Genomic DNA, 24,911 nt, shown 5'->3' with positions numbered 1-24,911 from the left:
ATCAGCACCAATGTGAAAAGCTCCGGATGCCTCCGGAGCTTTTCGTGTCCTAGTTTTACGTGTATTCACGCTGTCTATTAGTTTACTTTTTTTCCAGTAAAACTACAAGTGATTTACCAAAATTTACTCATCCATTAAACCTTTTTTTAGTTCTTCTGATGAATTTTTCCACAAATCCGCATTGTGATTACGCAAAAATTCAGCCAGCACTTTTTTTGATTTTTCATCCATATGGTCAACAATAATATGGCGTTTGAGCGACTTATCCATGTAGTTTACATGAAGAGGAAGCAATTTGTAGCCGCGGCGGATTTCGCGGTCCACTGTCATTTCACAAGCCGTCACACCGGCATAATATGGTCCTTCTTCGTTTCGGTCGATCGTTACCCAGACAAGCCAGTAGGGCTTTCCGTTTGGCACCTCATCCTTATTTGGCAAAAACTTGATTCCCTTTTCAACTGCGCTGCGGGCATGCATGGCACCGACATCAATTTCCGCCTCACCGGCATCCACATCAATCATTACCGGGGAAACATTATCAAGGCTCAGCGCCCCCTTGCCATATCCGCGGTGCCCGTCTGTTGGGTCGCTTTTAATAATATTAAAACCAACTTTTTTCTTTTTTTCTTCCATTTTTCAAACGTCCTCCTAGAAAAATAGTCCATAATAAAAGTCATTTAACCCCTTCAACACGGATGGAATCACCCCATACATGAGTGGCTGAATCGTATAACGATCAAGCGGGGTAATGACTAAAATTAAAAAAATAAATGAACCATACGATTCATATTGCGTCATTTTTGCTCGTACTCCATTTGGAGCCAAATCCTCTATAATGCGGTAACCATCCAGTGGTGGAAACGGTAAAAGATTAAAAACAAACAAGACTACATTAAGCCTGACAAATAAGTCAAAAAACCCATAAAGTTGATCCGGGAAATTCATCCCGCTGCGTAACAACGCATACCAAACGATAAAACCAACCGATGCCAAAATAAAATTGCTCAGCGGCCCGGCCACCGAAACAAGAATTCCTGCAAGCCTTGGGTTCTTAAAGAAAAAGCGGTTAACCGGCACAGGGCGAGCCCAGCCAAACCCCGCAATAAAAATCAGGATGGTTCCAATTGGGTCAAGATGCTGGAGTGGGTTTAATGTAAGCCTCCCCTGATTTTTTGCCGTCATATCCCCGAACTTATAAGCCACATAGGCATGGGCAAACTCATGGAACGTAAAGGCAATCATCAGCGTAATTGCCACATACGGAATTTCCTTAAGTGAGTAAGCTAAACTCAAATTGGGTTCTCCTCTCCTTTTACGTTTTCGATTCTCTGTCTATATAGTTCCATTCACTGTATTCATTTTCCTTTTAGTATACATGAAACCGCTGGAAAAATGAAAAAAACAACCCAACTTGAATTTTTTGATTTTTTATGAAAAACTACATAAGAAAAGCGGAAGCGCCTTGCTTAGCCTAAGGCAAGTGCTGGAGGCACTGACGGTGAAGTCGTTCTTTGACTTCATCGACAGGGCCGAAGCAACCTCGAGGGGCTAGGCGCTGGAGCTGGACAATTCTCAAAGCACTTTTTAAGATTTAATATTAGAGAAAGGAGGAATATACATATGCCAATCATTACAGTAAAAATGCTTGAAGGCCGTTCCGATGAACAGAAACGTGCGCTAGTAGAAAAAGTTACCGAAGCAGTAAGTGAAACAGCGGGTGCGCCAAAGGAGAATATTTCCATTATTATCGAGGAAATGTCCAAAAATCATTACGCAGTCGCCGGCGTCCGCGCAATTGATAAATAAACCATGAAAAAAGCTAAGACCATCATCAATGGGTCTTAGCTTTTTCTTTTAATGTTTCAATATATTGATATGCCTCATCAATTTCCGCTTCCGTATAGCGCTGCTTGCTTTTTAACGTAAAAACTTTATTCGCAACCTCTTCCTTTGGAAGATTATCAAAATATAAAACCGTTGAGACAAGCTCCAAAAATCTAGCATTTTGATCGTTCATATCCTCGAGGCAATCTTGCAAATAAGGCATCTCTACTTCATTTAAGCTGAGGAACTCGCGGCCGTTTTCCGTTAACGTATAGCGATACTGGAAGTACCCTCCCTTTTTCTCCTTTACCTCGTTCAAAAATCCCATATTACACAATTCTTCTACTCGTAAAGTCAGTTCCTCCGAATAAGGGCCGTAAAAATGAAATTGAAACTTTTCATGGAATGGGAAAGACACTTTTTTTGCAATATAAATCATCTTTTGCAGCTTTTTTCTTCCGATAATTTCACCGGATACCAGAACGGCCTGCATCAGCTTGGCGTGATCTTTTAACATCTTCACATCTCCTACTCCGAATCTCAATCGTTCTATATTTCTAAAAGGGCACGTATTTGTTGTTTTATCTCTTTATTTTCAGTGTCATCAAAAAGAAAATCAGCAGGATAATAGAGCTTGTGGTCTGTTCTTCTTTTTCCAGAGATGGCATCAACAATCTCCGACTCTCTAGAAAGCTCGCGCAGTTCCTCGTTTTTCATCAATAGATGGATGGGAAGGCGCTCCCCTTCTTCGCCTGGGCGATAAAAGTCATAAGGCAAATCAGACGACGAGTCGACCACCAAATAGTACTCCGGATCCAAATCGGCCTGGATAAACAGCTTCGTCAGCTGCGCCAGCTTTTTGTATTCCTTCGCCGGATCAAATTCGGCATATTTAAACAGATTTCGGTTAACAAAGCGGCTGCAAAGGTCCCTTAAAATCGCATCCTCTTCCTCCTGCCAGATCTGAAAATAATATAAAATCACAGCCTCATCCAATTTTAAATAGTCTTCTAATTTGGCTTGATTATTAAAAAACGAATAAAAATGAACAGGCTTATTTTTAAAGGTATAGTTTCTCTCAAATAAATCCTTTGCGCGGTGGAGGATTTTTGATAAAAGAACCTCGGCGCTCCGGGAAACAGGATGAAAATAGACCTGCCAATACATTTGATAGCGGCTCATAATATAATCCTCTACCGCATGCATCCCGCTCTTTTTAATTACGACCTGGTCTTCCCTTGGCCGCATCACGCGCAAAATCCGTTCCATATCAAATTGACCGTAGCTCACCCCGGTAAAATAGGCATCCCTTTGCAGGTAATCCATCCGGTCGGCATCAATCTGGCTGGATATTAAACTAACAACCAGCTTTTTTTCAGAGGTCTTCGCAATTACTTCGGCTACTTTTTCAGGAAAATCTTTTCCTGCCTTTGATAGCACTTTATTTACCTCTGTATCTCCTAAAATAATCGCTCGGGTAAAATCTTCATGGTCGAAGTCGAACACTTTTTCAAAGGAATGGGAAAAAGGGCCATGCCCTAAGTCATGGAGGAGTGCGGCACAAAGCGTGAGCAAGCGGTCCTCGTCGTTCCATTCCGGACGTCCGGCAAACACATCATCAATGATGCGGCGGACAATCTCATAAACTCCGAGAGAATGATTGAAACGGCTGTGCTCTGCACCGTGAAAGGTTAAAAAGGTCGTTCCTAGCTGTTTAATTCGACGCAGGCGCTGAAATTCCTTTGTTCCGACTAAATCCCATATCACACGGTCACGGACATGGATGTAGCGATGAACCGGGTCTTTAAACACTTTTTCTTCACTCAGTTTTTCCGTCGAATAAGCCATTTGATTCCCTCTTCCTCTTTTCTTCTTTCTATTATAGCCCCAATTTATGGGATAATCACCCAAATTTCAGCAAAATCCCCCAGTATTTTTCGACAATCTCAACCAAAAAGAAAAATCACCCAGGTACGTTGTCAAAGGTGATTTTATTTTAGTTTTTTATTTATCTTTTCCATTAATTCCTCTTCCGATAAGGCCGCAAGCGGGCGGTTGTTCACGAACGCAAAGGTCTTTTTCCGGCCTGGTCCGCAATAAGATTGGCAGCCAATCTTAACCTCGGCATCCGGGTCAATCTCTTTCAAACGAGGGATTAATGTCTTTAAATTTACGGCCTGGCAATCATCGCAAACACGAAATTCATTGGACATTTTTTACAACCTCTTTCCATTTTAAACAAAAGCTTTATATTATTTTAACCAACTATTAGCAGTGAAAATCAGACTTTTATTAAAAAAATCGACATGTAACTCCATTGGTATTTTACAGTTTCTTGTTTTTGAATGCAAGGTGCATCTCCTTAGTAAACTCTAAAAAAATCTACTATCCTTGCAACAATTTGGTATAAAGCATGGGAAACTTGTCCATCCTAAGACTAGAACTTTTAAAAACTCGTCACAAGCGAGTTAATCGTACTAAATATTTAAGGGAGTTGAAAAAATGAAAGTTCGTCAAGATGCATGGACAGATGAAAATGATCTACTTTTGGCCGAAACGGTCCTTCGTCATGTAAGGGAAGGCAGTACCCAGCTGAACGCATTCGAAGAGGTTGGCGATAAACTAAATCGGACTTCTGCGGCCTGTGGTTTCAGATGGAATGCCGTTGTACGCCACCGTTATGAAAAGGCCCTGCAATTATCGAAAAAACAACGCAAACAGCGCCAGCGGATTTTAGGTAAAGACCAGGGCGGCAAGAAAAAACTGCTCTACAATCCACCGGTAGTAGAGGAGCTCGTGACCATGGAGGTTCCAGTTGAGGCAGCAGAGTCATATGAACTTCCGGAATTACCGGAATTAACCATGGAAATGGCGGAAGAGACGTTTGCCTTGCCGACGGTACAAACAACCTACCGCAGCGCACCAGTATCAGCGTCAGGAATTTCCATTGATCATGTCATTGATTTCTTGCAAAACTTTAATCATTCCAATCTTCAAAATGAAGCACTAAAAAGTGAGAATGAAAGATTAAAGCGTGAAATCGCTGAATTGAAGCGCCAAAACGATGAAATGTCAAAGAAAATTGAAGGTTTAGAGCAAAATACCGAAACCATTCAAGAAGATTATGAAACCTTAATGAAAATTATGAACCGCGCCAGAAAGCTCGTTCTTTTTGAAGAAGAAGAACGCCCAGCTACAAAATTCAAAATGGACCGTAATGGCAACCTAGAAAAGGTAGCTGAGTAGAACGAAAAGCGGAAGCGCCTTGGTCAGCCTAAGGCAAGCCATGGAGGACCAGACGGTGAAGTCATTCTTTGACTTCATCAGCAGGGCCGAAGCGACCTAGGAAAAAAGCAGTTCGTTTTTTCCCTCGAGGGGCAGGACGCTTGAGCTAGACATTAGAAAAGCAAAGGGAGAAAAGTGCAACATTCTCGTTATAAAAGAAGCCGTAAATCCAACTCATGGTTTACGGCTTTTTACATTTTTTCATTTCGATCGATGACCCGTTGATAGTAACTGGGGAAGAGCTCAAGCTCATAGTCATTTAACTGACCGGCATACAAAAAGTCACTGTTCCGCTTTAACTCGTTTAACAGCCGAAGCATCACATCAGAAATCGTAAAATTTTGATCTAGCAGTTCTGATAGAGAGGCCATGACTTCCGGGACAATTTTTGGATAAGCAAATTTCGTCTCCTCACTCCCCAGGGCAATCTCGTAAAATTGTTTAATCAGCCTGGCCCGTTTACTGCCGCTTCCGTTAACACATAGGTAGATTTGCACCGCAACACCTTTTTTTAATCTGCGCTGGGAAATGCCGGCAAACTTCTTTCCGCCGATGCTAAGGTCATAGCTTCCGGGACAATAGGAACCAACGATTTCCCTCGCATCAATATGATGATCGGGGAAATCCGCAAACATCTGCTGAATCAGATGCCACATCGTATCATAACCGCGGTTAATATCAATCCCTTTTTCTGTTTCTGGAAGAATGAGAGAAATATTCAGAACTCCTTCATCAAGAACGACTGCCAAGCCGCCGGAGTTTCGGACAATGGATTTAAAACCCTCCTGCTCGAGATATTGTCTGCCTTGTTCCAAAAAAGGCAGCCTTGTATCCTGGATTCCGAGGACAACAGTATTATGATGGACCCATGTTCGGGCGGTTGCCGGTGCATTACCGGTTCCAACTGAGGCACAAAGGGTGTCATCTGTGCCAAATGACTGCAAAGCATTGAAATGAACACCTGCAGCTGACTGATCGATGACCCGCCACTGCGGCTGGTGCAGTAAATGGAGTGTATTTTCCATCAACGTCACTCCTTTTTAATCAAAAATCTTTATTTAGTATATCAAATGATGCGGTGGATTAGCCATCCAGGAACGATATCGACACTTTTAAGAACTATACCAACAATTTCCCATTTAAGCCGTAAAAAAGCCGGCCCCCCTAATGGAGACCAGCTCACACAATCTATTATAATCCTTGCCCCGCTGTAATCAGTGCAAGCTTATAGACATCTTCTTCATTACAGCCGCGGGACAAATCATTTACCGGCTGATTCAAGCCTTGTAAAATCGGCCCAACTGCCTCAAAACCTCCTAAGCGCTGCGCAATTTTATAACCGATATTTCCTGCTTCAAGACTTGGGAAAATAAATACATTCGCATCCCCTTGCAACACAGAACCCGGAGCCTTACTTTTTGCCACAGACGGTACAAAGGCTGCATCAAACTGGAACTCACCATCCAAAACAAGCGATGGCTCACGGCGCTTTGCTTCCTCAACTGCAGCAACTACTCGTTCAGTCTCTTCAGACTTTGCTGAACCCTTCGTCGAAAAACTCAACATCGCTACCCGAGGGTCAATGTCAAACATTGCCGCTGTTTTCGCACTTTCAATCGCAATCTCCGCTAAATCCTGGCTGTCAGGGGCAATATTGATCGCGCAATCCGCAAACACATATTTCTCATCACCGCGAACCATAATAAACACGCCTGACGTCTTTTGAACGCCTTCCTTTGTTTTAATAATTTGCAGCGCAGGGCGCACCGTATCGGCCGTAGAGTGGGCCGCACCGCTGACAAGTCCGTTCGCTTTGTTTAAATACACAAGCATCGTGCCAAAGTAGTTTTCATCCAATAAGATCTTGCGTGCATCTTCTTCAGTAGCTTTACCCTTACGGCGGTCCACAAACGCCGATACAAGCTCATCCATTCCTGCATATGTCGCAGGATCATAAATTTCCGCCGCATCCAATGAAACCCCAAGCTCTTTCGCCTTCGCTTGAACTTGTTCAATATTGCCAACCAAAATCGGTGTCATTAATTTTTCCGCTGCGAGGCGGCCGCAAGCCCGGATAATCCGCTCATCCAGCCCTTCAGGAAACACAATTTTCAGATCGCGGCCGGCAATCTTTTGCTTTAAACCTTCAAATAAATCACTCACGATAAATCCTCCCTTTATCTCCTACTTCTTTTAGCATACAAAACCAAAATGAAAATTCAAGGACTAGCCTTATAGAGAACGTTTTCAAAATAAATGTTTTTGTTTTCAAAACAATCTAATTTTTAGCATTTGCACTTTTTTATAAATTTAACCACTTTTATTATAAATGAAGTGTTTTATCCAAGCCCCTTGGTGAAACTATGATATAGTATAAATTGTTAAAATTGATTAAGGAGTGATATGAATGAGTGAAGCAGCACAAACACTTGAGGGCTGGTATTGCCTACATGATTTCCGTACATTTGATTGGACAACCTGGAAAATGCTCTCCAGCGACGAACGCCAAGCAGCCATCCACGAGTTTTTAAGTCTAGTTGAAAAGTGGAACACCACCCAAGAACGCAATGAAGGCAGCCATGCCTTATATACAATCGTTGGTCAAAAGGCTGATTTTATGATGATGATCCTGCGCCCAAGTATGGAAGAGTTGAACGAAATTGAAAACGAATTCAACAAAACAAAATTAGCTGAATTCACGATTCCAGCACATTCTTATGTATCCGTTGTTGAGCTTAGCAACTATTTGCCACAGGGCGAAGATCCATACCAGAACCCGCAAATGGTAGCTCGCCTTTATCCAAAATTGCCTAAAGCAAAGCATGTTTGCTTCTATCCAATGGATAAGCGCCGCGAAGGCAATGATAACTGGTACATGCTTCCGATGGAGGAGCGCAAAAATTTAATGCGCAGCCATGGAATGATTGGCCGTACATATGCTGGAAAAGTGAAGCAAATCATTACCGGATCCGTTGGTTTTGATGATTACGAATGGGGTGTTACCCTGTTTGCGGACGATGCCCTGCAATTTAAAAAGCTTATATATGAAATGCGCTTTGATGAAGTCAGTGCCCGCTATGGCGAATTCGGCACCTTCTTCGTCGGAAATATCCTTGAAGAAGAACGCGTAACCGGCTTCTTTCACGTCTAAGCAAAAAAGGTCCTCAGCCATGGGGACTTTTTTATTTTTCATCAATCAAAGCAAGTCATATTTTTTCTCCTCTCCACATACTTATAAAACAGCGAGTCTAAGAAAAACTCTATCCATCTCGTAAAGAGAGGTGACAATAAAAATTGCACTTGCCCCACTGGTACCACATGGGGGTGGGTGGAGTATGAATAGAATGTTGAGCCTAGAGTTATTCATATTTAGGAGGGGAAAATAATGAGTCAATACTATCCACAAGGGTTTCAGCCCTATACAGGAGCAGCCGGACAACCGGGAGCACAGCCGCAGCAGCAAGCGTTCTTCCCGCAGACTGGCGTAACCTCATTTCCGCCAGCTGGCACTGGAGGTGGATTAACACCCACACCTGGTGGACCAGGAACAAGCTTGCCTGGCCAATTGCCGATTGAGCAATCCTACATCGAAAACATTTTACGGTTAAATAAGGGCAAACTTGTCACCGTGTATGCCACCTTCGAAGGCAACAGCCAGTGGAATGCCAAAACCTTCAAAGGCATCATTGAGGCCGCAGGGCGGGACCATGTTATCCTTAGCGATCCACAATCAGGCGCCCGTTTCCTCATCCCAATGGTAGCCGTTGACTACATTACCTTCAGTGAGGAAATTGAATATGAATACCCATTCGGAAGTGGGCCGAACCTAGGCACCTACCCGCCAAGATAAACTTAAACAACACCAATTGGTCCTCAATTGGTGTTTTCTTTTTTAGAAGGCTTGGGTTGATTTCCGCTCCAGGCACAAGCGGTTCGCGGGCGGGTTCGGTGAGCCTCCTCGGCGCTTAAGCGACTGCGGGGTCCCATCTGCCCCGTAATCCCGCAGGAGTCTCGCGCCTTTCGCTCCAATCAATATGCTTAGTAAACCCTTGAAAGAGGTTACCAGTAGATTTTTCTTGCTAGTACAGTACTATGTATTAGCCTTCTCCACACAAAAAGACATTGGAGCTTGCCCCAATGTCCGTTTCTTATAAATGTTTTACAGCCCCGACTATTACTAGAATCCACGCTGCTAAAAAGCAAACGCCGCCAATCGGTGTAATCGCCCCTAAAATACCAATCTTCGTTACACTTAACACATACAAGCTGCCACTGAAGAAAATGATCCCAATCAGCATCAGCCAGCCGGACCAAGTAAATAATGAACTGTCCGCCACCTTTGCAAGCAGAAGACCGACAACCAAAATTCCAATTGCATGAAACATTTGATAGGTAACGCCCGTTTTCCAAATTTCTAAATAATGCGCATCTAGCTTATCCTTCAGTCCGTGAGCCCCAAAAGCCCCCAGCGCCACCGCCAAAAAGGCATTAATTGCCCCTACAATAATGAAAGCCTTCATCTTATTTTCCCTCTTTTCTTTCCTCTGTGTTAAATTTGCTTAATGATTTGCGCTCCAGGCACAAGCGGTTCGCGGGCGGTCCTGGGAGCCTCCTCGGCGCTTTGGCGCCTGCGGGGTCTCCCTTGCTCCGTCCTTCCGCAGGACACTGAATTGCTTCCTTGAATCAGCCCACGCACGAAGAAAATGCGTTAGCATTTTCGAGGAGTCTTCGTGCCTTCCGCTCCAATCAATATAGTTACATTAACAATGACTATTCACACAGTTTCTCTTTATGCAAAAGCCAAACATTTAAAAGTCAAACAGTGAATCTCCGTTCGCATCATCACCCATATCCAGTTTCTTTGGCTGATTAATCGCGGCCGGTTGTTGAAACATAGGTTGCTGAAAAGCAGGCTGTACCACCATCGGCTGTTGAACAACAGGAGGATTAGATACAGCTGCCTGTACTGGCATATCCGCTTTTTCTTCGAGGATGAGTTCGCATAATATTTTAATAGAGTAAACCCGTTCCCGCAAGCTTTCACCCTTGGCGCTTCGCTTGGCAGACTGCAACTCATCTTCCATTTTCTCTAATAGCTTTTGAACAGAAATATTCAAAAATCCTAACACCTCTCATTTCCTAACATCTTACGACAAAATCCTTAATGTTCCACGTGAAACATGTCAGATTTTAGCATCCTATAAAAAAGAGACTGTATTGTTCAGTCTCCCCTTCCTATCCTAAAATCCGCTGATAGATGGATTTTGCGTGCATCAAATCCTTTGTTCCATGAATAAGGGCACGGCCGTCTTTAAAGACCACCATGCGCTCTTCCCCCATTTCAACCGATAACAAATACGGATTCCCTTTTACTGTATATCCCAATGAACGAAGCTGATCCGCCAATTTTTCAAGTGAAAGCTCCCTTTGACTTGCTGGACGGATTTGTACCGTATCCCTGCCGCAAAGCACAGTCGTTTTCGTGGTATTTTCCTGATCCAAATAAGGATAGGTCGGACTCTCACCGCAGGACAAGCAACCGGCAAATTTCGCCTTGGACATTTTCATGCTGGTGTATTGATTCCGCCACAAATCAAAGCTGACAAACGACGATCTAACAGCTGCCCAATCCTCGACAAGGATCTTTAATGCCTCCGCCGTTTGATGGGCAATCACCATCTGCACGGCTGGTGAAATAATCCCGCCTGTATCACACGTCATCCCCTGGAGTGGAATCGTACGCAGCAAGCAATTTAAACAAGGTGTTTCTCCAGGAAGAATTGAAAAACTCATTCCGAAGCTGCCAACGCAGGCCCCATAAATCCATGGAACCTTGTACTTTTGCGAAATATCATTGATAATCATGCGAATTTCAAAATTATCCGTAGCATCGATGATAAGGTCGACCTCACGGGCTGTTTCTTCGAGCCATTCGGCGGTTGCTTCGCCAATTACAGAGACAATTTCAACATCCGAATTAACCGCTTTTAAGCGTTTTTCAGCCGCCGCCGCCTTCGGAAGCTTTGCCGCAACATCCTCCTCTGTATATAGCTGCTGACGCTGAAGATTACTAGACTCGACATAATCACGGTCAATGATGGTCAGTTTCCCGACACCAGCCCGCACCAAGATTTCGGCGTTCCCGGAACCAAGAGCTCCGGCGCCAACCATCAGCACATGCTTACGGCGAATCTTCTCCTGACCATCTTGTCCGATTCCTGGAAAGAGAATCTGCCGCGAATAACGATCATTCATTTGTAAACCCCTTCCTAGAAATCAACCGCCACTAACGGGTGGGATAAAAGCAATAACGTCACCTTCGCTGATGACCTCATCATTTGATGCAAATTCTTCATTTATTGCCGTCATCACGGTTTCCATTTTCGGCAAATTATAGATTGCGGTCAGTTCAATTTTCAAATCGGAGACCGTTTTACCAGCCGCGTTTAATGCTAATGATTCTTCCCCCACAACATCACGTAAATGTGCAAAAAACAGCACCTTATTCATGTAAGTCTTCCTCCTCCGGTTTTCCAGACGGGTATTCAACGGTTTCAAGTTGATTTCCCATCCACTCTTCTCCATCTGCCCAATGTTCCTTTTTCCAAATAGGAACGATCTCTTTAATTCGTTCAATTGCATAGCGGTTCGCCTCATAGGCGTCAGCACGGTGCGGCGTTGAAACGGCGATGACGACCGCGACATCGGTAATATCCAGCTTGCCAACGCGGTGCGTGATGGCTACCTTTGAGCCTTCCCAGCGCTGTTCAATCTCTTGACCGATCTGTTCTAATTTTTTCACGGCCATCGCCTCATAGGCCTCATATATAAGAAACAAGGTTTTCTTGCCTTTTGTTAATTCACGGACTGTACCGATAAAAGTGGTAATCGCCCCAGCTTCACGTTGGATCACCTTATCGATCACCGCCTGAATTTGAATCGGCTCCTTCGATATTTTATAGTTCAATTTATCACCCCTTTTGCACGGCATTTTATCGTTATTATATTGCTTTAGACCAGCCTCGGCAAATAATCTTAATTGTCAGTTATCTCCATCTGCCCAGTTTTTTGCTTTTTCGTATTCCTCCGGGTAGTTCATATTGAAAAAAGTACGCTTAAGTCTCGGTTTGCTGTATCCCGGAAGGTCCTCTTCCGTTAAATATAGAACCTGAAGGTCGTCAAAAAGCTGTGTCATCCGGAGGTTTCTTTTTTCAAGACTTGCCTCTACCACTGGTAAAATACATCTGCGATAGGCTGCGAATAATGGTTGTTTCTTTCCGTCAATGACAGGGATGGCTGCATCAAAGCTGCCAAGTTTTGCTGCAATTTTTTCAGCAAGTTCGCCAGAAACAAACGGCATATCGCAGGCCACGGCCACATTCACTTCCTGTGTCGACTCTTGCAGCCCCGCATGAAGACCGGCTAACGGTCCCAGCCCGGGAAATCGGTCAGAAACCATCTTTACTCCTAAAAACCGATATTCATCAGGATGATTGGTCACAAGGATGATTTCTGAAAAAACCCTCTTCAGTTCTTCCACCAACCGCTCGATGTTGGTTTTTTCGTTTATTTTTAAAAGGGCTTTATTGGTACCCATCCGGCTTGATTTACCGCCGGATAAAATAATTGATGCCGCCTTCATAATGCACCCCATAAGTATTTGTTTTACCCATTTTAATACACTTGTTACCTATTTAACAGCAGAAAAAGGGTTCTTTGACAATTGCAGCGCTCTATATGACAATTCCAACCCGCTTAACAACAATCGAAGCACTTCAAACAACCATTGACACTCATACTCAGCCCACACCACTTTTTTAAGCGTTCCCTTCGCTTTTTTCAATTGATTTTAGTATGATAGTTACATTATTAATTACAATAGAAAAGTAGAAATCATACATTTAATATCGGGAAAGGAGCCTCAGGTTATGGAAACAATTGATGTAGCCAAAGTCCAGGAAGCAATCAACCACTATGCCCATAAAGATGTCTATCTTCACCTAGAAACCACAAATGGTGCCTATGCCTCACACTTTGATCAATCCTTTTTTTCAGCTGGTGCCTATATCCGCAATGCCCTTGTTCAATATGAACTAGGAAAAATCACCGGAAACGGCCCATATCGGATTGGCTTAAAAATCAACCTTGGCTGGGTCTATGCAGAAGGGCTCACCCATTTTGAAATCGATGAACAAAACCGCCTGTTGCTTGCCGGCCACGACAGTAAAGGAAAACTTGCCGTTGCCTTAGAAATCAGCACCACTCCATTTGAATAAGAAATGCGGAAGCGCCTTGCTCAGCCTAAGACAAGTGCTGGAGGTCCTGACAGTGAAGTCGTTCTTTGACTTCATTGGCAGGGTCTGGACGCTTGCGCTGGACCATTCTCAAAGTACATTAAATAAATTCTGATATTCCAGAAAGGAGAAACACCGTAATGGAAAAAGAGCGTCAAGTCTTAGTCGTTTTTCCGCATCCAGATGACGAAGCATTTGGGGTATCCGGCACTATTGCCACCCATGTCGAAAATGGAACCCCTGTCACTTATGCTTGTTTAACATTAGGGGAAATGGGACGTAACATGGGGAATCCCCTTTTCACAAACAGAGAAAACCTGCCAAAAATCAGAAAAGAAGAGCTGAAAAACGCAGCAAACGCCCTTGGCATCCAGGATTTACGGATGCTTGGCTTCCGTGATAAAACCGTTGAGTTCGAGGATGAAGAAAAGCTGACAAATGTTATTTCGTCGTTAATTGATGAGTTGAACCCATCGCTCATTATCACGTTCTATCCAGGCTATTCCGTTCATCCCGACCATGAGGCCACCGGTGCGGCCGTCGTTCGGGCTGTCGAAAAAATCCCTGCTGCCGCACGGCCAAAATTACACTGCGTAGCCTTTTCCAATAATTGCTTAGAGGAGCTTGGTGAAGCCGATATTATCAATAATATCTCCGCTGTTGCCGATAAAAAACTTGCCGCCATGCGCGCGCACCGATCACAAACCGAGCAAATGCTGGGCGATATGACCGAAAAACTCAAAAATCAAGATCCGCAAGTTCTGGCATGGATCAACAATGAACGATTTTGGACTTATAAATTCGCAAAATAAAGACTGCCCCAGCAATTGGGGGCAGTTTTTTTAAATTATCTGCGAAAAAGGAACATTTATCTGCGTTCCGGACCAATTTATCTGTGTAAAAGCTGTTGTTATCTGCGAGAATCACCTTTTTATCTGCGAAGCAACCACCACACCTTATAAATCCGGATGCAGCAAAGTACAGAACCGGCACCAGTCAAGGATCACGATTTTCCTTGATTTCATATCAATCATTTCTTGTTTCTTTAATTTTGAAAATACACGACTAACACTTTCCCTTGAAGTCCCGACAACCGTGGCAAACTCCTGAACGGTTAGCGGAATTTCAATATCCCAACGGTTTTGCCCGGTATTAAACTTTTTCCCCAAGCGCTCTAAGGTCTTAACTGTTTTTGCGTATACATCGAGCAAGGCCACATCGCGCAATTGAGCGGTCATCTCCCGCAACGAATCACTCATATAACGAATCATCTGGATCGAAAGCTCCGGATAGTCGTACAAATCCCTTTCTAACTCATTTTTATCCAAAAAGAGAATCTTCCCATCCTCAAGCATCGATGCCGTTGCCGGATAGCATTGTGTTCTTTGCGTAAATAAGCACGCCTCCGCAAACATATCCCCCTTTTGCTTGATGCAGACAATGATTTCGTTTCCATTTTCATCCTGCTTTGTTAACTTCAAAGTACCGGAATAAACAAAATAAACTCCCCGTGCAACATCATCCTCCGACATGATCCTTTCCCCTTTTTTAAACGAAAAGGTTTGAACCCGTTTCTCGACCAGCTTCAGTGATCTCGGCGATAAGTCTTGGAAAATACCGATTTTTCGTAAAAAATCCTCTGTTTTTGTGGTCCTTAAGACAACTAAGTGTGGATCATTTACACATTCATTTCCATCCATTTTTCCCACCACCTTTTCATGTTTGAAAACTTAGAAACCATTCTTCTCCCCATTGTATAAAATTTCTTTTTTAAAAGAAGTGACAAGTTTCACTAATGGTTTCACAAAACGTTCATTTTTCAGAAACCGCGTCATTACATTACCTGACGGGCCGTTTCACAGAACGTTCACACACCCTAATATAGATGTGAGAAACGTCACATTTTTGAAAGCCTTCTCAGAATAGGATAAAACTGTTCATTAGAAATAAAAGGAGGGAAAAAAGTGAATAAGGCAATCATTAGCTTCGTTATTAGTCTTGTCATAGGATTTGGCCTTGGTTACTTAGTGTTTGATGTAATGGAGGATTCCGGATCACAGCCTCAGGTAGCGGCGCAATCAGATACAAGTACAAACTCAACCACTAAGGATCAGGGTTCACAATCAAAAGAGACAGCGGCAACGACAACATCAGTGGACCAGGACAACATTCTTTCAAAAAGAGGCTGCTTAAGCTGTCACTCTGTTGAAGCATTAAACCTCAAAGGCGGCCAAGTAGGTCCGGACCTTTCCCATGCCTTCGTTGAAGTTAAGGATAAACACGGCATGCCGATTGAACAATTCTTAACCAAACCAGACTCAGCTGTTATGTCAGGCGTTATTGGTAAAAACCCTTTAACAGACGAAGAACGAAAACAAGTTCTTGATATTCTAAAAAAAGCTTCAGAAGCTAAATAAAAAAGGTGGTGCAACCAAATGAAAAAATGGATTCCAATTGCTTCCGGCCTTGTTGCCGGCTTTGTGGCAGCTACCATCTCCTTCGCCGACCTTTCATCAAGTCCAAAAACAACGGAAGCGGCAAATAGCAGCACAAAGAGCAATGCAGAGAAGGTGTATGTCCCATTTGGGCAAAAAGATGATTATTACCTGATTGATTCCGGCGGTCACTCTGGACAACTGTTTGTTTATGGTGTTCCATCGATGCGGGAAATTCGAACGATTCCGGTTTTCTCGCCTGATTCGGCAACAGGTTATGGATTTGACAGTAGAACAAAGAAAATGCTCGGCGGATATACATGGGGTGACCTCCACCACCCAGCCCTTTCGGAAACAAATGGGGACTACGATGGTAAATTCCTATTTGCAACCGATGTAGGAAACAGTCGTGCCGCTGCAGTTGATTTAAAAACGTGGACTACAAGGGACATTATTAAAGTTCCAAATACAGCAGGTCCGCACTGTGCCGCCTTCGTAACGGAAAATACCGAGTACATGTTTTTACCAACTCGTTTTGCTGTTCCACTGGGGCAAAAATATGAATCTCTTGATGAGTATCATTCAAAATACCGTGGCGTAATGTCAGCTGTCACCTTTGACCAAAACAAAGAAAAGCTAAATATTGCTTATCAAGTTGCCCTGCCGCCATGGTCTTATGACCTTTCCGATGCCGGTAAGAAGAGCTCTAAAGATTGGGCAGTGTTGACTACTTACAATACAGAAGAATCAACAACCACGATGGAAATCAACGCGTCCCAAGCAGACCGCGACTATATTGTTCTTTTTAACTGGAAAGAGCTTGCGAAAATGGTCAAAGAAGGCAAATACACAGATGTGAACGGGCAAAAGATGATTTTCCCGGAAAAACAAAAAGGCGGAATCTATTTAATTCCTGTTGCTAAGTCGCCACACGGTGTGGATGTAACTCCGGACGGAAAATATTTCATTGCTTCTGGAAAACTAGCACCTGCGATGACTGTCTTCTCATTTGAAAAGGCATTTAAGGCAGTTGAAAACAAGGATTTCTCTGGTGAAAGAAACGGCATTCCTATTCTAAACTATAAATCGGTTATGGAACGTGAAGTGAACCCAGAAAATGCACTTGGACCGCTTCATACTCAGTTTGATAATAAGGGTATGGCCTATACAACCATGTTTATCTCTTCTGAAATCGTAAAATGGAATCCTAAGACGGGTGAAACATTAGACCGCGTACCAGTCCAGTATTCTCCGGGACACTCTGTTGCGGCTGAAGGTGACACCGTTGCACCTGATGGAAAATGGCTTGTCGCATTAAACAAATTGGCAAAGGATAACTTCTTATCTGTGGGACCTTCTCACCCTGAAACGATGCAGTTAATTGATATCAGCGGCAAGATGAATGTAGTGGATACCGTTCCGGTTAACCCTGAACCGCACTATGCACAAATGATTAAGGCAGACAAAATTAAGTCGATCAATGTTTATCCGAAAGATACAAAAAATCCGGATGCCGTATACAAAAAATCGGATGCACGGATTGTTCGTAAAGGCAATGAAGTCCACGTATATGGAATTGCCATGCGCTCAAGATTTATCTTTGACGCAAAAGCAAAACGTCCTGACGTGATTGAGGTTAATCAGGGAGATCATGTGTTTATTCACTTAACCGATATTGACTTTGATGAGGACATTACTCATGGATTCGCCATCAATGACTACAACTTAAACATGGAAGTTCAGCCTGGTGAAACGAATACGTTAGAGTTTACAGCTGATAAAGCCGGTACCTTCCCGCTTTATTGCACAAACTTCTGCTCTGCGCTGCATCAGGAAATGAATGGCTATTTCCTTGTGAAGCCTAAAAAATAAAAGGTTGGTGACGGGTATCAATTCAACCATTGATACCCTCATCCATTTCTGTGCTTTCAACAAATTTTTGTGTCTAGCTGCAGCGCCAAGCCCCTCGATGGTCTAAAGCCAATCCGTCATGAAGGTTAAAGAACAACCTTCCTGCCGGCTCGTCTTATGCTTGTCGGGGCTGAGACTGGCGCTTCCGCTTTTCCGTTAGGAGTGGTTAACTTGAATGATAGTACAGGTAATAAATTATCAATCACGTCTTCATTATTGATTGCTTTAGCCGCTGTATTATTTGTTGTCTCCATCTTTTTTCCATGGTGGAAGATGGTGTTTTGGGCTCCACAATATCCTGAAGGATTAAACATTATCGTTTATCCGAACAAGCTTGATGGACAAATTGATATTGTGAATGGGTTGAACCACTATATTGGAATGAGAAACTTCAGTGAAAAAAACTTCCCTGAGCTTTCCTATCTCTCCTATCTTGTATGGGGGCTAGCGGCTATCACCCTTTTAACTGCGATCCTAAGAAAAAAAATTGTTCTTTATATATTGATTGGTGTCATTGTGATTGGCGGCATTCTTGGTGTCCTAGACCTTCATAATGCACTGCATGATTTCGGTACCAACCTAAGCCCGCATGCACCAATTAAAATTGCTCCATTCGTACCACCGATTATTGGGAAAAACCAGGTAGCAAACTTTATTACCCACAGCCTGCTTGGACCGGGTACTTATTTCTTATTAGCAGCCTTTGTGTTATTACTCATTCCGCTATGGAAGGATCGAAAAAGAAAATGAAAAAATTGACGCTCTTTCTTTTCGTTTTTTCTCTCTTTTTTCTAATAAAACCTGAGAAAAATATGGCAGCCGAAAGCTTGCAAGCCTTGATCGACTCCGCGAAAGAGGGAGCGGTGCTAAAGCTTGAAAATCAAACCTATGAAGGCAATATCGTCATCGATAAGCCCCTTACATTGATTGGCTCAAAGCACACTGTGATCAAGGGAGACGGAAGCGGAAATGTCATTTCCATCAAGGCACCGCGTGTTTCGCTAAGCCATCTAACCGTGACAGATAGCAGCATGAACCGTAATTCTGCGGAGGAATACGCAGCCATTAAGATTTACAGTAATCATAATCTTGTCGAGCACATTACCATCAGCCGTTCCTTTCACGGTATTTATTTAAGCAAGGCCCACTATAATACCATTCGAGATAATCATATTAAAGGGATGGGCAAGGGTGAAATTGCCGCCCAGGGCAATGGGCTCCATGTTTATTACGCACATGATAACCTGCTGATCGCGAACACCATCGAAGGCACGCGTGACGGGATGTTCTTCGATTATGCGCACAAAAATAGAAGCATTGCCAATAAAATCAGCCATACCCGCTACGGATTGCATTACATGTATTCTGACAAAAATGTTTTTAAAAATAATATTTTCACGATGAATCAGGGCGGGGCTGCTGTTATGAATTCAAACCATCTCACATTGGATGGAAACCAATTTATCGTAAACTATGGAAATCAATCGTTCGGCTTGATGCTGCTTCAAGCAAATGATAACAAAATTGAAAATAATACCTTTTACATGAACCAACGGGGTTTATATATAGATCAAGCAACCCGAAATGTATTTCGGAACAACCACATTATTCAAAATCAAATCGGGATTGAGCTTTGGGCCAGTTCCAATGATCAGACCTTTACGTTAAACCGAATTACTGATAACACGATTCCCGCTGTTACCCTTGGCGGTACGGGGGAAAACAATTCCTGGAGCATGGATGGCAAAGGAAATGACTGGGGCTCAGCTTTTCCGGTTACCGATTTAAATCAGGACCGAATTGGCGACTTTCCGGTAACCTATCATTCTTCCCTCCACCAACTGATTGAGGACCAGGAATTAACGAATTTATTTTTAAAGAGCCCGGCGATTAAAATCTATGAAAAATTGAATGCCTCGCTGTCAGGGGAAGCATTGATGTTTCGTGATTCACACCCATTAGTTGGGAGTGCAAAAGGCAGCCACACAAAAATTTGGTTAATCGCCTTTGCTTTACTTGTTTTATGGCTGCTTATAAAGGGGAGAAAACGACTATGCATTACATTTGGAAGGAATGGAAGGAAAATATAAGAGGAAAAGGGCTCTGGCTCGCGCTTAGTATTATCGTACTGATTTCAATCAGCATTTTGTTTCGTTCCACTGCCCTTTCCTACGATAATGGCTTTTATGTTTTAATCATCAACCTGTTTGATACGATTATTTACTTTATTCCGATTCTCTGCTTGTTTATCGGTGCCTTTTCAATCTTTCAGGAAAAAGAACAAAAAACACTCATCATGCTGCTGACAAAAAAGGAACATTACGCAAGCTTTTTGATGAAAAAAAGCATCGGAATTTATGGGGTCGTTCTTGCTCCCCTACTAGTATGGTTTTTCATCTACTTACTTTTATTGAAATTTAATTTCCAGCTTGATTTTAAAGGGTATTTTATTTTTATACTAGCAATTGTTTGTATGGCACTCGTCTTTCTGCAAATAGGGGCAGCGATTGGAAGCTTTAGCCGCTCAAGAATGCAAATTATCGGCTATACGATCTTTATCTGGTTTTACTTTTTCTTCTTGCATGATTTTATTCTTTTATCGTTTCTTCCAGACGTATCCCATGAAAATGTAAAACTCTTTTCGGCTGTCTACTTTTTAAATCCTTTGCAAGCGATAAGGATGTTTATCGAAACGGGAACAGGGGTATATTCCTTTGGCCATATGTCAAGACTACTGCAGGCCTTCATGTGGACAAAGCCGGGCTTTTTCCTTCTCGGAAATCTCGTATTCTGGCTTGCACTTTCATCAATAACGGCTGTTATTTTCCATCGCAAGGAGGGTTATGAATGATTTCTGTTACGAATTTAAAACAATCCTTCGGGAAAAAAATGGTCCTGGATTCAGTTGCTCTTGAAATCCATGAGCGGGAAGTCTGTGCCCTTGTCGGACGAAATGGTGCAGGAAAATCAACGTTAATCAACAGTTTGCTAGGTCTGCTCCCGGTGAAACAGGGCTCGATTAAAATAAATGGAATGGAAGTATCCAAGAAAAATAACGAATGGAAAAAAGCGATTGCTTATCTTCCGGAAAAATTCATGCTCTATCCGATGCTAACCGGATTGGAAAACATGAGATTTTTCGCCGAAGCCGTTTCTGGAAAAGCTGATACGATACGAATCGAGGAAGTGCTGCGGTCGGTTAGTCTGTGGGACGACCGCGATATCCAGGTGAAACAATATTCAAAAGGGATGCTCCAGCGTTTGGGACTAGCGGTCACGCTATATCAGGATTCCAGCCTGCTCATCCTTGATGAGCCTACAAGCGGGATTGACCCAATGGGAAGAAAGGAAATTTTAAAAGTGCTGGAAAAGCTTCCTGATAAAACCATCCTGCTCTCCTCGCACCACCTGGATGAAATCAAACAGATTTGCACTCATGTTGCTTATTTAAACAATGGAAAAATAGAAAAATACACTGTTAAGGAATTTTTACAAACACAAAACTTAGGAGGAATGGGATCATGATAAAGCGGATCATGCTCGCTTTGGTTCTACTGGCTGCACTGCTTGCGGGCTGCAGCTCCGGCCCTGATTATGAGATTGATAGTACAAAACCGCTTTATTTCCAAAAGGACAAAGCGATGCCATTTGAAATTAAAGTATTGGAAAACAAAAATTCGGTTAAAGGACTAAAAGTAACGGTTGAATTATCGATGGCCACTATGGACCATGGCAGCTATAAAGCAAAACTGACAGAGGGTAAAGCAGGTACTTATGCTGGAAATATTCAGCTGGAAATGCCCGGGAAATATGAAGCCGCGTTTACGTTAGAAAAAGGCGGCGAGAAAACCGAGAAGATCATCAACCTCGATGTGAAGAAACCGCAGGGTGTTGCCTCCATTAATGGTAAATGGATTACAAATGACGATTTAGCTTTTTACCGATTTATAAACCAGCTTCAACTCGAGATTAATCGTGAGTCAGCAAAGAAACAATATAGCGGACAGCAACTAGAGGAGGAGCTTACCTACCTGAAATCCCAGGAAAAAATACTTGATGATAAGAACCAGCTTTTAACCCAAATCATCCGCATGCGATCAATGGCGATGCTGGCTGAAGAAAAAGGCCATAAAGCTGACCCTGCCAACGTAGAGCAGCAAATCCAAAAGGTTCGAAATCAATACAGCCAATACACATCTGCTAAAAAGTTAATCAAAGAGTATGGCGAGGAGAAATTTTGGGCCAAGGAGCGCAAGCAATATCAATCGATCGTCCTCATCCAGCAAGTACAGAAGGACTTAATTGCTCAGGCGAAAAAGGATAACCCAAAAGCCGGTGACCAGGAAGTTTACTACGAGGCCCAGCAAAAATACGAAGACCTCCTCGTTTCCCAAGTTAACTCACTAAAAATTATAATTTTATAAAATTCCAAGGTATCATGTCCGCATGATGCCTTTTACATTGTTACCTATTTTACACGGTGCCTGGCACCTTTGTGAAATTGTGAATCTACCTTTTAGTTTTTCACATTTGTCGATTTTCCTCCAAATTTGTGAGTGATTACTCACTTTACATTTTTATAGCGAGAGCATATTCTATAAATGAGTGATTACTCACTTCTAAAGGAGGAGTACAAATGACAGCCTCAATTGTTGTGAATGGAGTCAGCAAAAGCTTTGGAAAAAAACAAGTCTTAATCGATGTAAGCTTAACCATTGAACCAGGCCAAATATACGGCTTAATCGGCCCTTCAGGATCGGGAAAAACCACTTTAGTAAAGATGATTGTTGGCATGGATAGTCCAACACAAGGAAATATCCGTGTATTGGGCACTCCGGTTCCCAGTCTCACACTCTTGCAGAAAATCGGTTATATGGCTCAAGCGGATGCCCTCTACAACGACCTGACTGGTGAAGAAAATCTAGCCTTTTTTGCCGCTCTCTTTAAAGTAAAAAAGCGAGAACAAAAAAAGCGGATTGCTTATGCAGCCGATCTAGTCAATCTTACAGCAGATTTAAAAAAGAAGGTCCATGCGTATTCAGGGGGAATGAAACGCCGCCTTTCACTTGCCGTGGCAATGATTCAAGACCCAGATGTCCTGATTTTGGATGAACCAACCGTTGGAATTGACCCCGAATTGCGCTTGTCAATTTGGTCTGAACTTTACCGTTTAAAGGACGCCGGCAAGACCATTTTAGTCACAACCCATGTCATGGATGAAGCTGAAAAATGCGACCATCTGGCCATGGTCCGTGACGGAGAAATCCTTACCAGCGGCTCACCGAAGGAATTGAAGGAACAATACGGGATTACCAGTTTAGAAGAAGTATTTTTAAAGGCAGGGGGTAAAAAATCATGAGAGTTACAGCCCTCGTAAAACGGATTTTCCGGCAGATGCTCCGTGACAAACGGGCACTGGCATTAATGATGGTGGCCCCTTTATTAATCATGACCCTCCTCCATTATTTATTTAACGGAAACACGGTAAAGCCCCTGGTCGGTATAACAGGCGCAGACGCTTCCTTAGTAAAGCAATTAAAAAGTAAGGACCTTATCGTCAAACAATATGATCACGTGAATAATCCAAAGGACACGGTCATCGAGGATGATTTAGATGCCCTGCTGCAGCTCAAGGATGAAGAGTTCAATCTCACGCTTAAAAACGATGACCCTTCTGCAGCAAAACCGCTGCAAATAAAAATTCAGCAATCCATCGCTGCTGAAAATGCCAAAAAACAGACCAAAAAACTGAAAACATTTATCAAAACTGTCCAAAGTAAGCTTCCGGGTGTGCCAATCAAACTAGATTCGGCGAAGGCCCCGACTATCCAGACAGATTATGTATATGGCAGTAAGAATGCGACCTTTTTTGATAAACTCGGAGCGATTTTTGTCGGCTTCTTTGTCTTCTTTTTTGTCTTTCTGATTTCCGGGATTGCCCTGTTAAAGGAAAGAACCACCGGGACATTGGACCGGCTTATGGCCACTCCGATTCAAAGAAGAGATATCGTATTTGGCTATTTACTCGGATACGGAATCTTTGCCGTTATTCAAACGGTCATTGTTGTCTTTTTTGCCGTTAAAGTTTTAGATATCATGTTGGTTGGCTCCATTTGGAATGTGATTCTCATTAATTTAACATTAGCCCTGGTCGCCTTGTCGCTTGGGATTTTATTATCTGCCTTTGCCAATTCTGAATTCCAGATGATGCAATTTATCCCGATTGTCATCGTTCCGCAAATCTTTTTTGCCGGTATTTTTCCGGTTGAGGGGATGGCAGACTGGCTGCAGGTCATTGCCAGGTGCATGCCCATGTACTATGGAGGCGATGCTTTGCAAGGCGTAATGTATCGAGGGGAAGGACTTAGAAACATTAGCGGCGACCTCTTCGTCTTACTCGGATTCGCCCTTGTCTTTATTGTCTTGAATGTATTTGCCTTGAAAAAATATCGAAAAATATAACAGTCTATAAATCCGAAGGGAGTCTCCTATGTCAGAGGAAGAAGAGTTAATCCAGCAGCTGTTTGCTGAAGAAGATGAACTAACTGATAAGCAAAAGAAGATTCTCATCGCAGCAATTGAATCTTTTTCGGAAAAAGGCTATGCCGGTACTTCGACAAATGAAATTGCTAAAAAGGCGGGTGTTGCCGAGGGCACCATCTTCCGCCATTATAAAACAAAAAAGGACCTGCTCATGTCCATCGTCGCCCCGATGATGGCAAAATTGATTGGCCCCTTCATCATCAATGATTTAAATAAGGTTTTAGACCGTGAGTTTGACCACGTTGAGGATTTTATCAGAGCCATGATGGAGAACCGCCGTGAATTTTTAAAAAAGCATATCTCTATTTTAAAAATCATGCTCCAGGAAATTCCCTTTCAGCCGGAATTAAGGGAGCAATTTTTCGAGCATGTGGCGAAAAAAACGTTTGACCGATTCGTTAATGTCATTCAACACTACCAAGCCAAGGGGCAAATGATTGAAATGCCACCGGAAAGTGCTGCTAGGCTTGCCATTACCACCATTTTCGGCTCATTGATGGCTCAATACTTACTTTTCCCCCATGCTGAGTGGGATGATGAAGTCGAGACGGAACGAATTATCCAATTTATTATGCACGGACTGGGAACAACAAAGGCACGCTGACTCAGCGTGCCTTTC

General features: G+C 42.9%; 30 protein-coding genes. 16 read left to right on the top strand and 14 right to left on the bottom strand.

Annotation, left to right across the window (positions count from 1 at the left end; translation table 11 throughout):
- Positions 1–123 precede the first annotated feature (123 nt).
- A complete protein-coding gene (locus E2K98_RS03425; protein WP_133332890.1) occupies positions 124–633 on the bottom strand; it encodes a YwhD family protein in 510 nt (169 codons plus the stop codon).
- A 15-nt stretch (positions 634–648) separates the two neighbouring features.
- Positions 649–1,242, bottom strand: a complete 594-nt coding sequence (locus E2K98_RS03420; protein ID WP_133333218.1) for a site-2 protease family protein — start codon at positions 1,240–1,242, stop codon at positions 649–651.
- A gap of 372 nt (positions 1,243–1,614) precedes the next feature.
- On the opposite strand from E2K98_RS03420, the gene E2K98_RS03415 reads away from it, so the two are divergent.
- The gene (locus tag E2K98_RS03415; protein WP_133332889.1) at positions 1,615–1,806 is read left to right on the top strand and encodes a 2-hydroxymuconate tautomerase; all 192 of its coding nucleotides are present in this window, start codon (positions 1,615–1,617) and stop codon (positions 1,804–1,806) included.
- A gap of 25 nt (positions 1,807–1,831) precedes the next feature.
- Here E2K98_RS03415 and E2K98_RS03410 read toward each other — a convergent pair whose 3' ends face one another.
- The 3 genes from E2K98_RS03410 to E2K98_RS03400 all read right to left on the bottom strand — a co-directional run bounded on the left by E2K98_RS03410 (position 1,832) and on the right by E2K98_RS03400 (position 4,037).
- Positions 1,832–2,341: a YwgA family protein gene (locus E2K98_RS03410; RefSeq protein WP_133332888.1), complete on the bottom strand. Its 510-nt coding sequence runs from the start codon at positions 2,339–2,341 to the stop codon at positions 1,832–1,834.
- Between the two features lie 32 nt (positions 2,342–2,373).
- Positions 2,374–3,672: an HD domain-containing protein gene (locus tag E2K98_RS03405; protein ID WP_133332887.1), complete on the bottom strand. Its 1,299-nt coding sequence runs from the start codon at positions 3,670–3,672 to the stop codon at positions 2,374–2,376.
- Between the two features lie 143 nt (positions 3,673–3,815).
- Positions 3,816–4,037 carry a DUF1450 domain-containing protein gene (locus E2K98_RS03400; RefSeq protein WP_026572633.1) on the bottom strand — a complete coding sequence of 74 codons (222 nt, stop codon included), beginning with the start codon at positions 4,035–4,037 and terminating at the stop codon, positions 3,816–3,818.
- A gap of 289 nt (positions 4,038–4,326) precedes the next feature.
- Between E2K98_RS03400 and E2K98_RS03395 the strand changes: the two genes are divergently transcribed.
- Positions 4,327–5,070: an RsfA family transcriptional regulator gene (locus tag E2K98_RS03395; RefSeq protein ID WP_133332886.1), complete on the top strand. Its 744-nt coding sequence runs from the start codon at positions 4,327–4,329 to the stop codon at positions 5,068–5,070.
- A 230-nt stretch (positions 5,071–5,300) separates the two neighbouring features.
- Here E2K98_RS03395 and E2K98_RS03390 read toward each other — a convergent pair whose 3' ends face one another.
- Both E2K98_RS03390 and pta read right to left on the bottom strand, forming a co-directional pair.
- Positions 5,301–6,134: a lipoate--protein ligase family protein gene (locus E2K98_RS03390; RefSeq protein ID WP_133332885.1), complete on the bottom strand. Its 834-nt coding sequence runs from the start codon at positions 6,132–6,134 to the stop codon at positions 5,301–5,303.
- Positions 6,135–6,300: 166 nt separating this feature from the next.
- Positions 6,301–7,272: a phosphate acetyltransferase gene (pta, locus tag E2K98_RS03385; RefSeq protein WP_133332884.1), complete on the bottom strand. Its 972-nt coding sequence runs from the start codon at positions 7,270–7,272 to the stop codon at positions 6,301–6,303.
- A gap of 244 nt (positions 7,273–7,516) precedes the next feature.
- Here pta and hemQ point away from each other — a divergent pair, with 244 nt between their 5' ends.
- Positions 7,517–8,260: a hydrogen peroxide-dependent heme synthase gene (gene hemQ / locus E2K98_RS03380; RefSeq protein WP_133332883.1), complete on the top strand. Its 744-nt coding sequence runs from the start codon at positions 7,517–7,519 to the stop codon at positions 8,258–8,260.
- A 234-nt stretch (positions 8,261–8,494) separates the two neighbouring features.
- Entirely contained in the window at positions 8,495–8,959 is a 465-nt protein-coding gene (gene gerQ / locus E2K98_RS03375; RefSeq protein ID WP_133332882.1) for a spore coat protein GerQ, read from the top strand.
- A gap of 298 nt (positions 8,960–9,257) precedes the next feature.
- Here the strand turns inward: gerQ and E2K98_RS03370 are convergent, their stop codons facing one another.
- The 6 genes from E2K98_RS03370 to mobA all read right to left on the bottom strand — a co-directional run bounded on the left by E2K98_RS03370 (position 9,258) and on the right by mobA (position 12,751).
- Positions 9,258–9,629 carry a DUF423 domain-containing protein gene (locus E2K98_RS03370; RefSeq protein WP_133332881.1) on the bottom strand — a complete coding sequence of 124 codons (372 nt, stop codon included), beginning with the start codon at positions 9,627–9,629 and terminating at the stop codon, positions 9,258–9,260.
- Between the two features lie 288 nt (positions 9,630–9,917).
- Positions 9,918–10,226, bottom strand: coding sequence for a YwdI family protein (locus E2K98_RS03365; protein WP_133332880.1), 309 nt, complete (start codon positions 10,224–10,226; stop codon positions 9,918–9,920).
- 118 nt (positions 10,227–10,344) lie between these two features.
- Complete coding sequence (locus E2K98_RS03360; protein WP_133332879.1) at positions 10,345–11,364, bottom strand: MoeB/ThiF family adenylyltransferase; 1,020 nt, start codon at positions 11,362–11,364, stop codon at positions 10,345–10,347.
- 21 nt (positions 11,365–11,385) lie between these two features.
- Positions 11,386–11,619, bottom strand: a complete 234-nt coding sequence (gene moaD / locus E2K98_RS03355; RefSeq protein ID WP_026572624.1) for a molybdopterin converting factor subunit 1 — start codon at positions 11,617–11,619, stop codon at positions 11,386–11,388.
- Positions 11,612–12,076, bottom strand: a complete 465-nt coding sequence (locus E2K98_RS03350; protein ID WP_133332878.1) for a molybdenum cofactor biosynthesis protein MoaE — start codon at positions 12,074–12,076, stop codon at positions 11,612–11,614. Before E2K98_RS03350 ends, moaD begins: the two co-directional genes overlap by 8 nt.
- A gap of 75 nt (positions 12,077–12,151) precedes the next feature.
- The gene (mobA, locus tag E2K98_RS03345) at positions 12,152–12,751 is read right to left on the bottom strand and encodes a molybdenum cofactor guanylyltransferase (protein ID WP_133332877.1); all 600 of its coding nucleotides are present in this window, start codon (positions 12,749–12,751) and stop codon (positions 12,152–12,154) included.
- 286 nt (positions 12,752–13,037) lie between these two features.
- Between mobA and E2K98_RS03340 the strand changes: the two genes are divergently transcribed.
- Positions 13,038–13,385, top strand: coding sequence for a YojF family protein (locus E2K98_RS03340; protein ID WP_133332876.1), 348 nt, complete (start codon positions 13,038–13,040; stop codon positions 13,383–13,385).
- A 158-nt stretch (positions 13,386–13,543) separates the two neighbouring features.
- Positions 13,544–14,215: a bacillithiol biosynthesis deacetylase BshB2 gene (gene bshB2 / locus E2K98_RS03335; protein WP_133332875.1), complete on the top strand. Its 672-nt coding sequence runs from the start codon at positions 13,544–13,546 to the stop codon at positions 14,213–14,215.
- Between the two features lie 144 nt (positions 14,216–14,359).
- On the opposite strand, the gene E2K98_RS03330 is transcribed toward bshB2, so the two are convergent.
- On the bottom strand, positions 14,360–15,103 hold the full coding sequence (locus E2K98_RS03330) for a Crp/Fnr family transcriptional regulator (RefSeq protein ID WP_133332874.1): 744 nt from the start codon (positions 15,101–15,103) through the stop codon (positions 14,360–14,362).
- 264 nt (positions 15,104–15,367) lie between these two features.
- Here E2K98_RS03330 and E2K98_RS03325 point away from each other — a divergent pair, with 264 nt between their 5' ends.
- The 10 genes from E2K98_RS03325 to E2K98_RS03280 all read left to right on the top strand — a co-directional run bounded on the left by E2K98_RS03325 (position 15,368) and on the right by E2K98_RS03280 (position 24,896).
- On the top strand, positions 15,368–15,820 hold the full coding sequence (locus E2K98_RS03325) for a cytochrome C (RefSeq protein WP_133332873.1): 453 nt from the start codon (positions 15,368–15,370) through the stop codon (positions 15,818–15,820).
- Positions 15,821–15,838: 18 nt separating this feature from the next.
- Positions 15,839–17,710 carry a Sec-dependent nitrous-oxide reductase gene (nosZ, locus tag E2K98_RS03320; protein WP_133332872.1) on the top strand — a complete coding sequence of 624 codons (1,872 nt, stop codon included), beginning with the start codon at positions 15,839–15,841 and terminating at the stop codon, positions 17,708–17,710.
- Positions 17,711–17,920: 210 nt separating this feature from the next.
- On the top strand, positions 17,921–18,499 hold the full coding sequence (locus tag E2K98_RS03315) for a hypothetical protein (RefSeq protein WP_133332871.1): 579 nt from the start codon (positions 17,921–17,923) through the stop codon (positions 18,497–18,499).
- On the top strand, positions 18,475–19,839 hold the full coding sequence (gene nosD, locus E2K98_RS03310) for a nitrous oxide reductase family maturation protein NosD (protein ID WP_268884012.1): 1,365 nt from the start codon (positions 18,475–18,477) through the stop codon (positions 19,837–19,839). Before E2K98_RS03315 ends, nosD begins: the two co-directional genes overlap by 25 nt.
- Positions 19,803–20,600, top strand: a complete 798-nt coding sequence (locus E2K98_RS03305) for an ABC transporter permease (RefSeq protein ID WP_165976158.1) — start codon at positions 19,803–19,805, stop codon at positions 20,598–20,600. The genes nosD and E2K98_RS03305 overlap by 37 nt, the downstream gene beginning before the upstream one ends.
- Positions 20,597–21,274 carry an ABC transporter ATP-binding protein gene (locus tag E2K98_RS03300; RefSeq protein WP_133332868.1) on the top strand — a complete coding sequence of 226 codons (678 nt, stop codon included), beginning with the start codon at positions 20,597–20,599 and terminating at the stop codon, positions 21,272–21,274. Before E2K98_RS03305 ends, E2K98_RS03300 begins: the two co-directional genes overlap by 4 nt.
- A complete protein-coding gene (locus tag E2K98_RS03295) occupies positions 21,271–22,173 on the top strand; it encodes a FixH family protein (protein ID WP_133332867.1) in 903 nt (300 codons plus the stop codon). Before E2K98_RS03300 ends, E2K98_RS03295 begins: the two co-directional genes overlap by 4 nt.
- A gap of 212 nt (positions 22,174–22,385) precedes the next feature.
- Positions 22,386–23,108: an ABC transporter ATP-binding protein gene (locus tag E2K98_RS03290; protein WP_133332866.1), complete on the top strand. Its 723-nt coding sequence runs from the start codon at positions 22,386–22,388 to the stop codon at positions 23,106–23,108.
- On the top strand, positions 23,105–24,211 hold the full coding sequence (locus tag E2K98_RS03285) for an ABC transporter permease (protein WP_133332865.1): 1,107 nt from the start codon (positions 23,105–23,107) through the stop codon (positions 24,209–24,211). Before E2K98_RS03290 ends, E2K98_RS03285 begins: the two co-directional genes overlap by 4 nt.
- 28 nt (positions 24,212–24,239) lie before the next feature.
- Entirely contained in the window at positions 24,240–24,896 is a 657-nt protein-coding gene (locus E2K98_RS03280; RefSeq protein WP_133332864.1) for a TetR/AcrR family transcriptional regulator, read from the top strand.
- Positions 24,897–24,911: the final 15 nt, after the last annotated feature.

Source organism: Bacillus salipaludis (assembly GCF_004358205.1).
This window is presented reverse-complemented; position numbering and strand designations above follow the sequence as displayed.

Coding starts and splice junctions, on each gene's coding strand:
- moaD (WP_026572624.1), bottom strand. CDS start 11,619: ATGAATAAGGTGCTGTTTTTTGCACATTTACGTGATGTTGTGGGGGAA.
- E2K98_RS03295 (WP_133332867.1), top strand. CDS start 21,271: ATGATAAAGCGGATCATGCTCGCTTTGGTTCTACTGGCTGCACTGCTT.
- E2K98_RS03285 (WP_133332865.1), top strand. CDS start 23,105: ATGAGAGTTACAGCCCTCGTAAAACGGATTTTCCGGCAGATGCTCCGT.
- E2K98_RS03360 (WP_133332879.1), bottom strand. CDS start 11,364: ATGAATGATCGTTATTCGCGGCAGATTCTCTTTCCAGGAATCGGACAA.
- nosD (WP_268884012.1), top strand. CDS start 18,475: ATGGAAGGATCGAAAAAGAAAATGAAAAAATTGACGCTCTTTCTTTTC.
- E2K98_RS03400 (WP_026572633.1), bottom strand. CDS start 4,037: ATGTCCAATGAATTTCGTGTTTGCGATGATTGCCAGGCCGTAAATTTA.
- E2K98_RS03290 (WP_133332866.1), top strand. CDS start 22,386: ATGACAGCCTCAATTGTTGTGAATGGAGTCAGCAAAAGCTTTGGAAAA.
- E2K98_RS03370 (WP_133332881.1), bottom strand. CDS start 9,629: ATGAAGGCTTTCATTATTGTAGGGGCAATTAATGCCTTTTTGGCGGTG.
- E2K98_RS03395 (WP_133332886.1), top strand. CDS start 4,327: ATGAAAGTTCGTCAAGATGCATGGACAGATGAAAATGATCTACTTTTG.
- E2K98_RS03420 (WP_133333218.1), bottom strand. CDS start 1,242: ATGATTGCCTTTACGTTCCATGAGTTTGCCCATGCCTATGTGGCTTAT.
- E2K98_RS03405 (WP_133332887.1), bottom strand. CDS start 3,672: ATGGCTTATTCGACGGAAAAACTGAGTGAAGAAAAAGTGTTTAAAGAC.
- E2K98_RS03340 (WP_133332876.1), top strand. CDS start 13,038: ATGGAAACAATTGATGTAGCCAAAGTCCAGGAAGCAATCAACCACTAT.
- E2K98_RS03425 (WP_133332890.1), bottom strand. CDS start 633: ATGGAAGAAAAAAAGAAAAAAGTTGGTTTTAATATTATTAAAAGCGAC.
- mobA (WP_133332877.1), bottom strand. CDS start 12,751: ATGAAGGCGGCATCAATTATTTTATCCGGCGGTAAATCAAGCCGGATG.
- E2K98_RS03390 (WP_133332885.1), bottom strand. CDS start 6,134: ATGGAAAATACACTCCATTTACTGCACCAGCCGCAGTGGCGGGTCATC.
- E2K98_RS03305 (WP_165976158.1), top strand. CDS start 19,803: ATGCATTACATTTGGAAGGAATGGAAGGAAAATATAAGAGGAAAAGGG.
- E2K98_RS03300 (WP_133332868.1), top strand. CDS start 20,597: ATGATTTCTGTTACGAATTTAAAACAATCCTTCGGGAAAAAAATGGTC.
- E2K98_RS03410 (WP_133332888.1), bottom strand. CDS start 2,341: ATGTTAAAAGATCACGCCAAGCTGATGCAGGCCGTTCTGGTATCCGGT.
- bshB2 (WP_133332875.1), top strand. CDS start 13,544: ATGGAAAAAGAGCGTCAAGTCTTAGTCGTTTTTCCGCATCCAGATGAC.
- E2K98_RS03330 (WP_133332874.1), bottom strand. CDS start 15,103: ATGGATGGAAATGAATGTGTAAATGATCCACACTTAGTTGTCTTAAGG.
- nosZ (WP_133332872.1), top strand. CDS start 15,839: ATGAAAAAATGGATTCCAATTGCTTCCGGCCTTGTTGCCGGCTTTGTG.
- E2K98_RS03280 (WP_133332864.1), top strand. CDS start 24,240: ATGTCAGAGGAAGAAGAGTTAATCCAGCAGCTGTTTGCTGAAGAAGAT.
- hemQ (WP_133332883.1), top strand. CDS start 7,517: ATGAGTGAAGCAGCACAAACACTTGAGGGCTGGTATTGCCTACATGAT.
- gerQ (WP_133332882.1), top strand. CDS start 8,495: ATGAGTCAATACTATCCACAAGGGTTTCAGCCCTATACAGGAGCAGCC.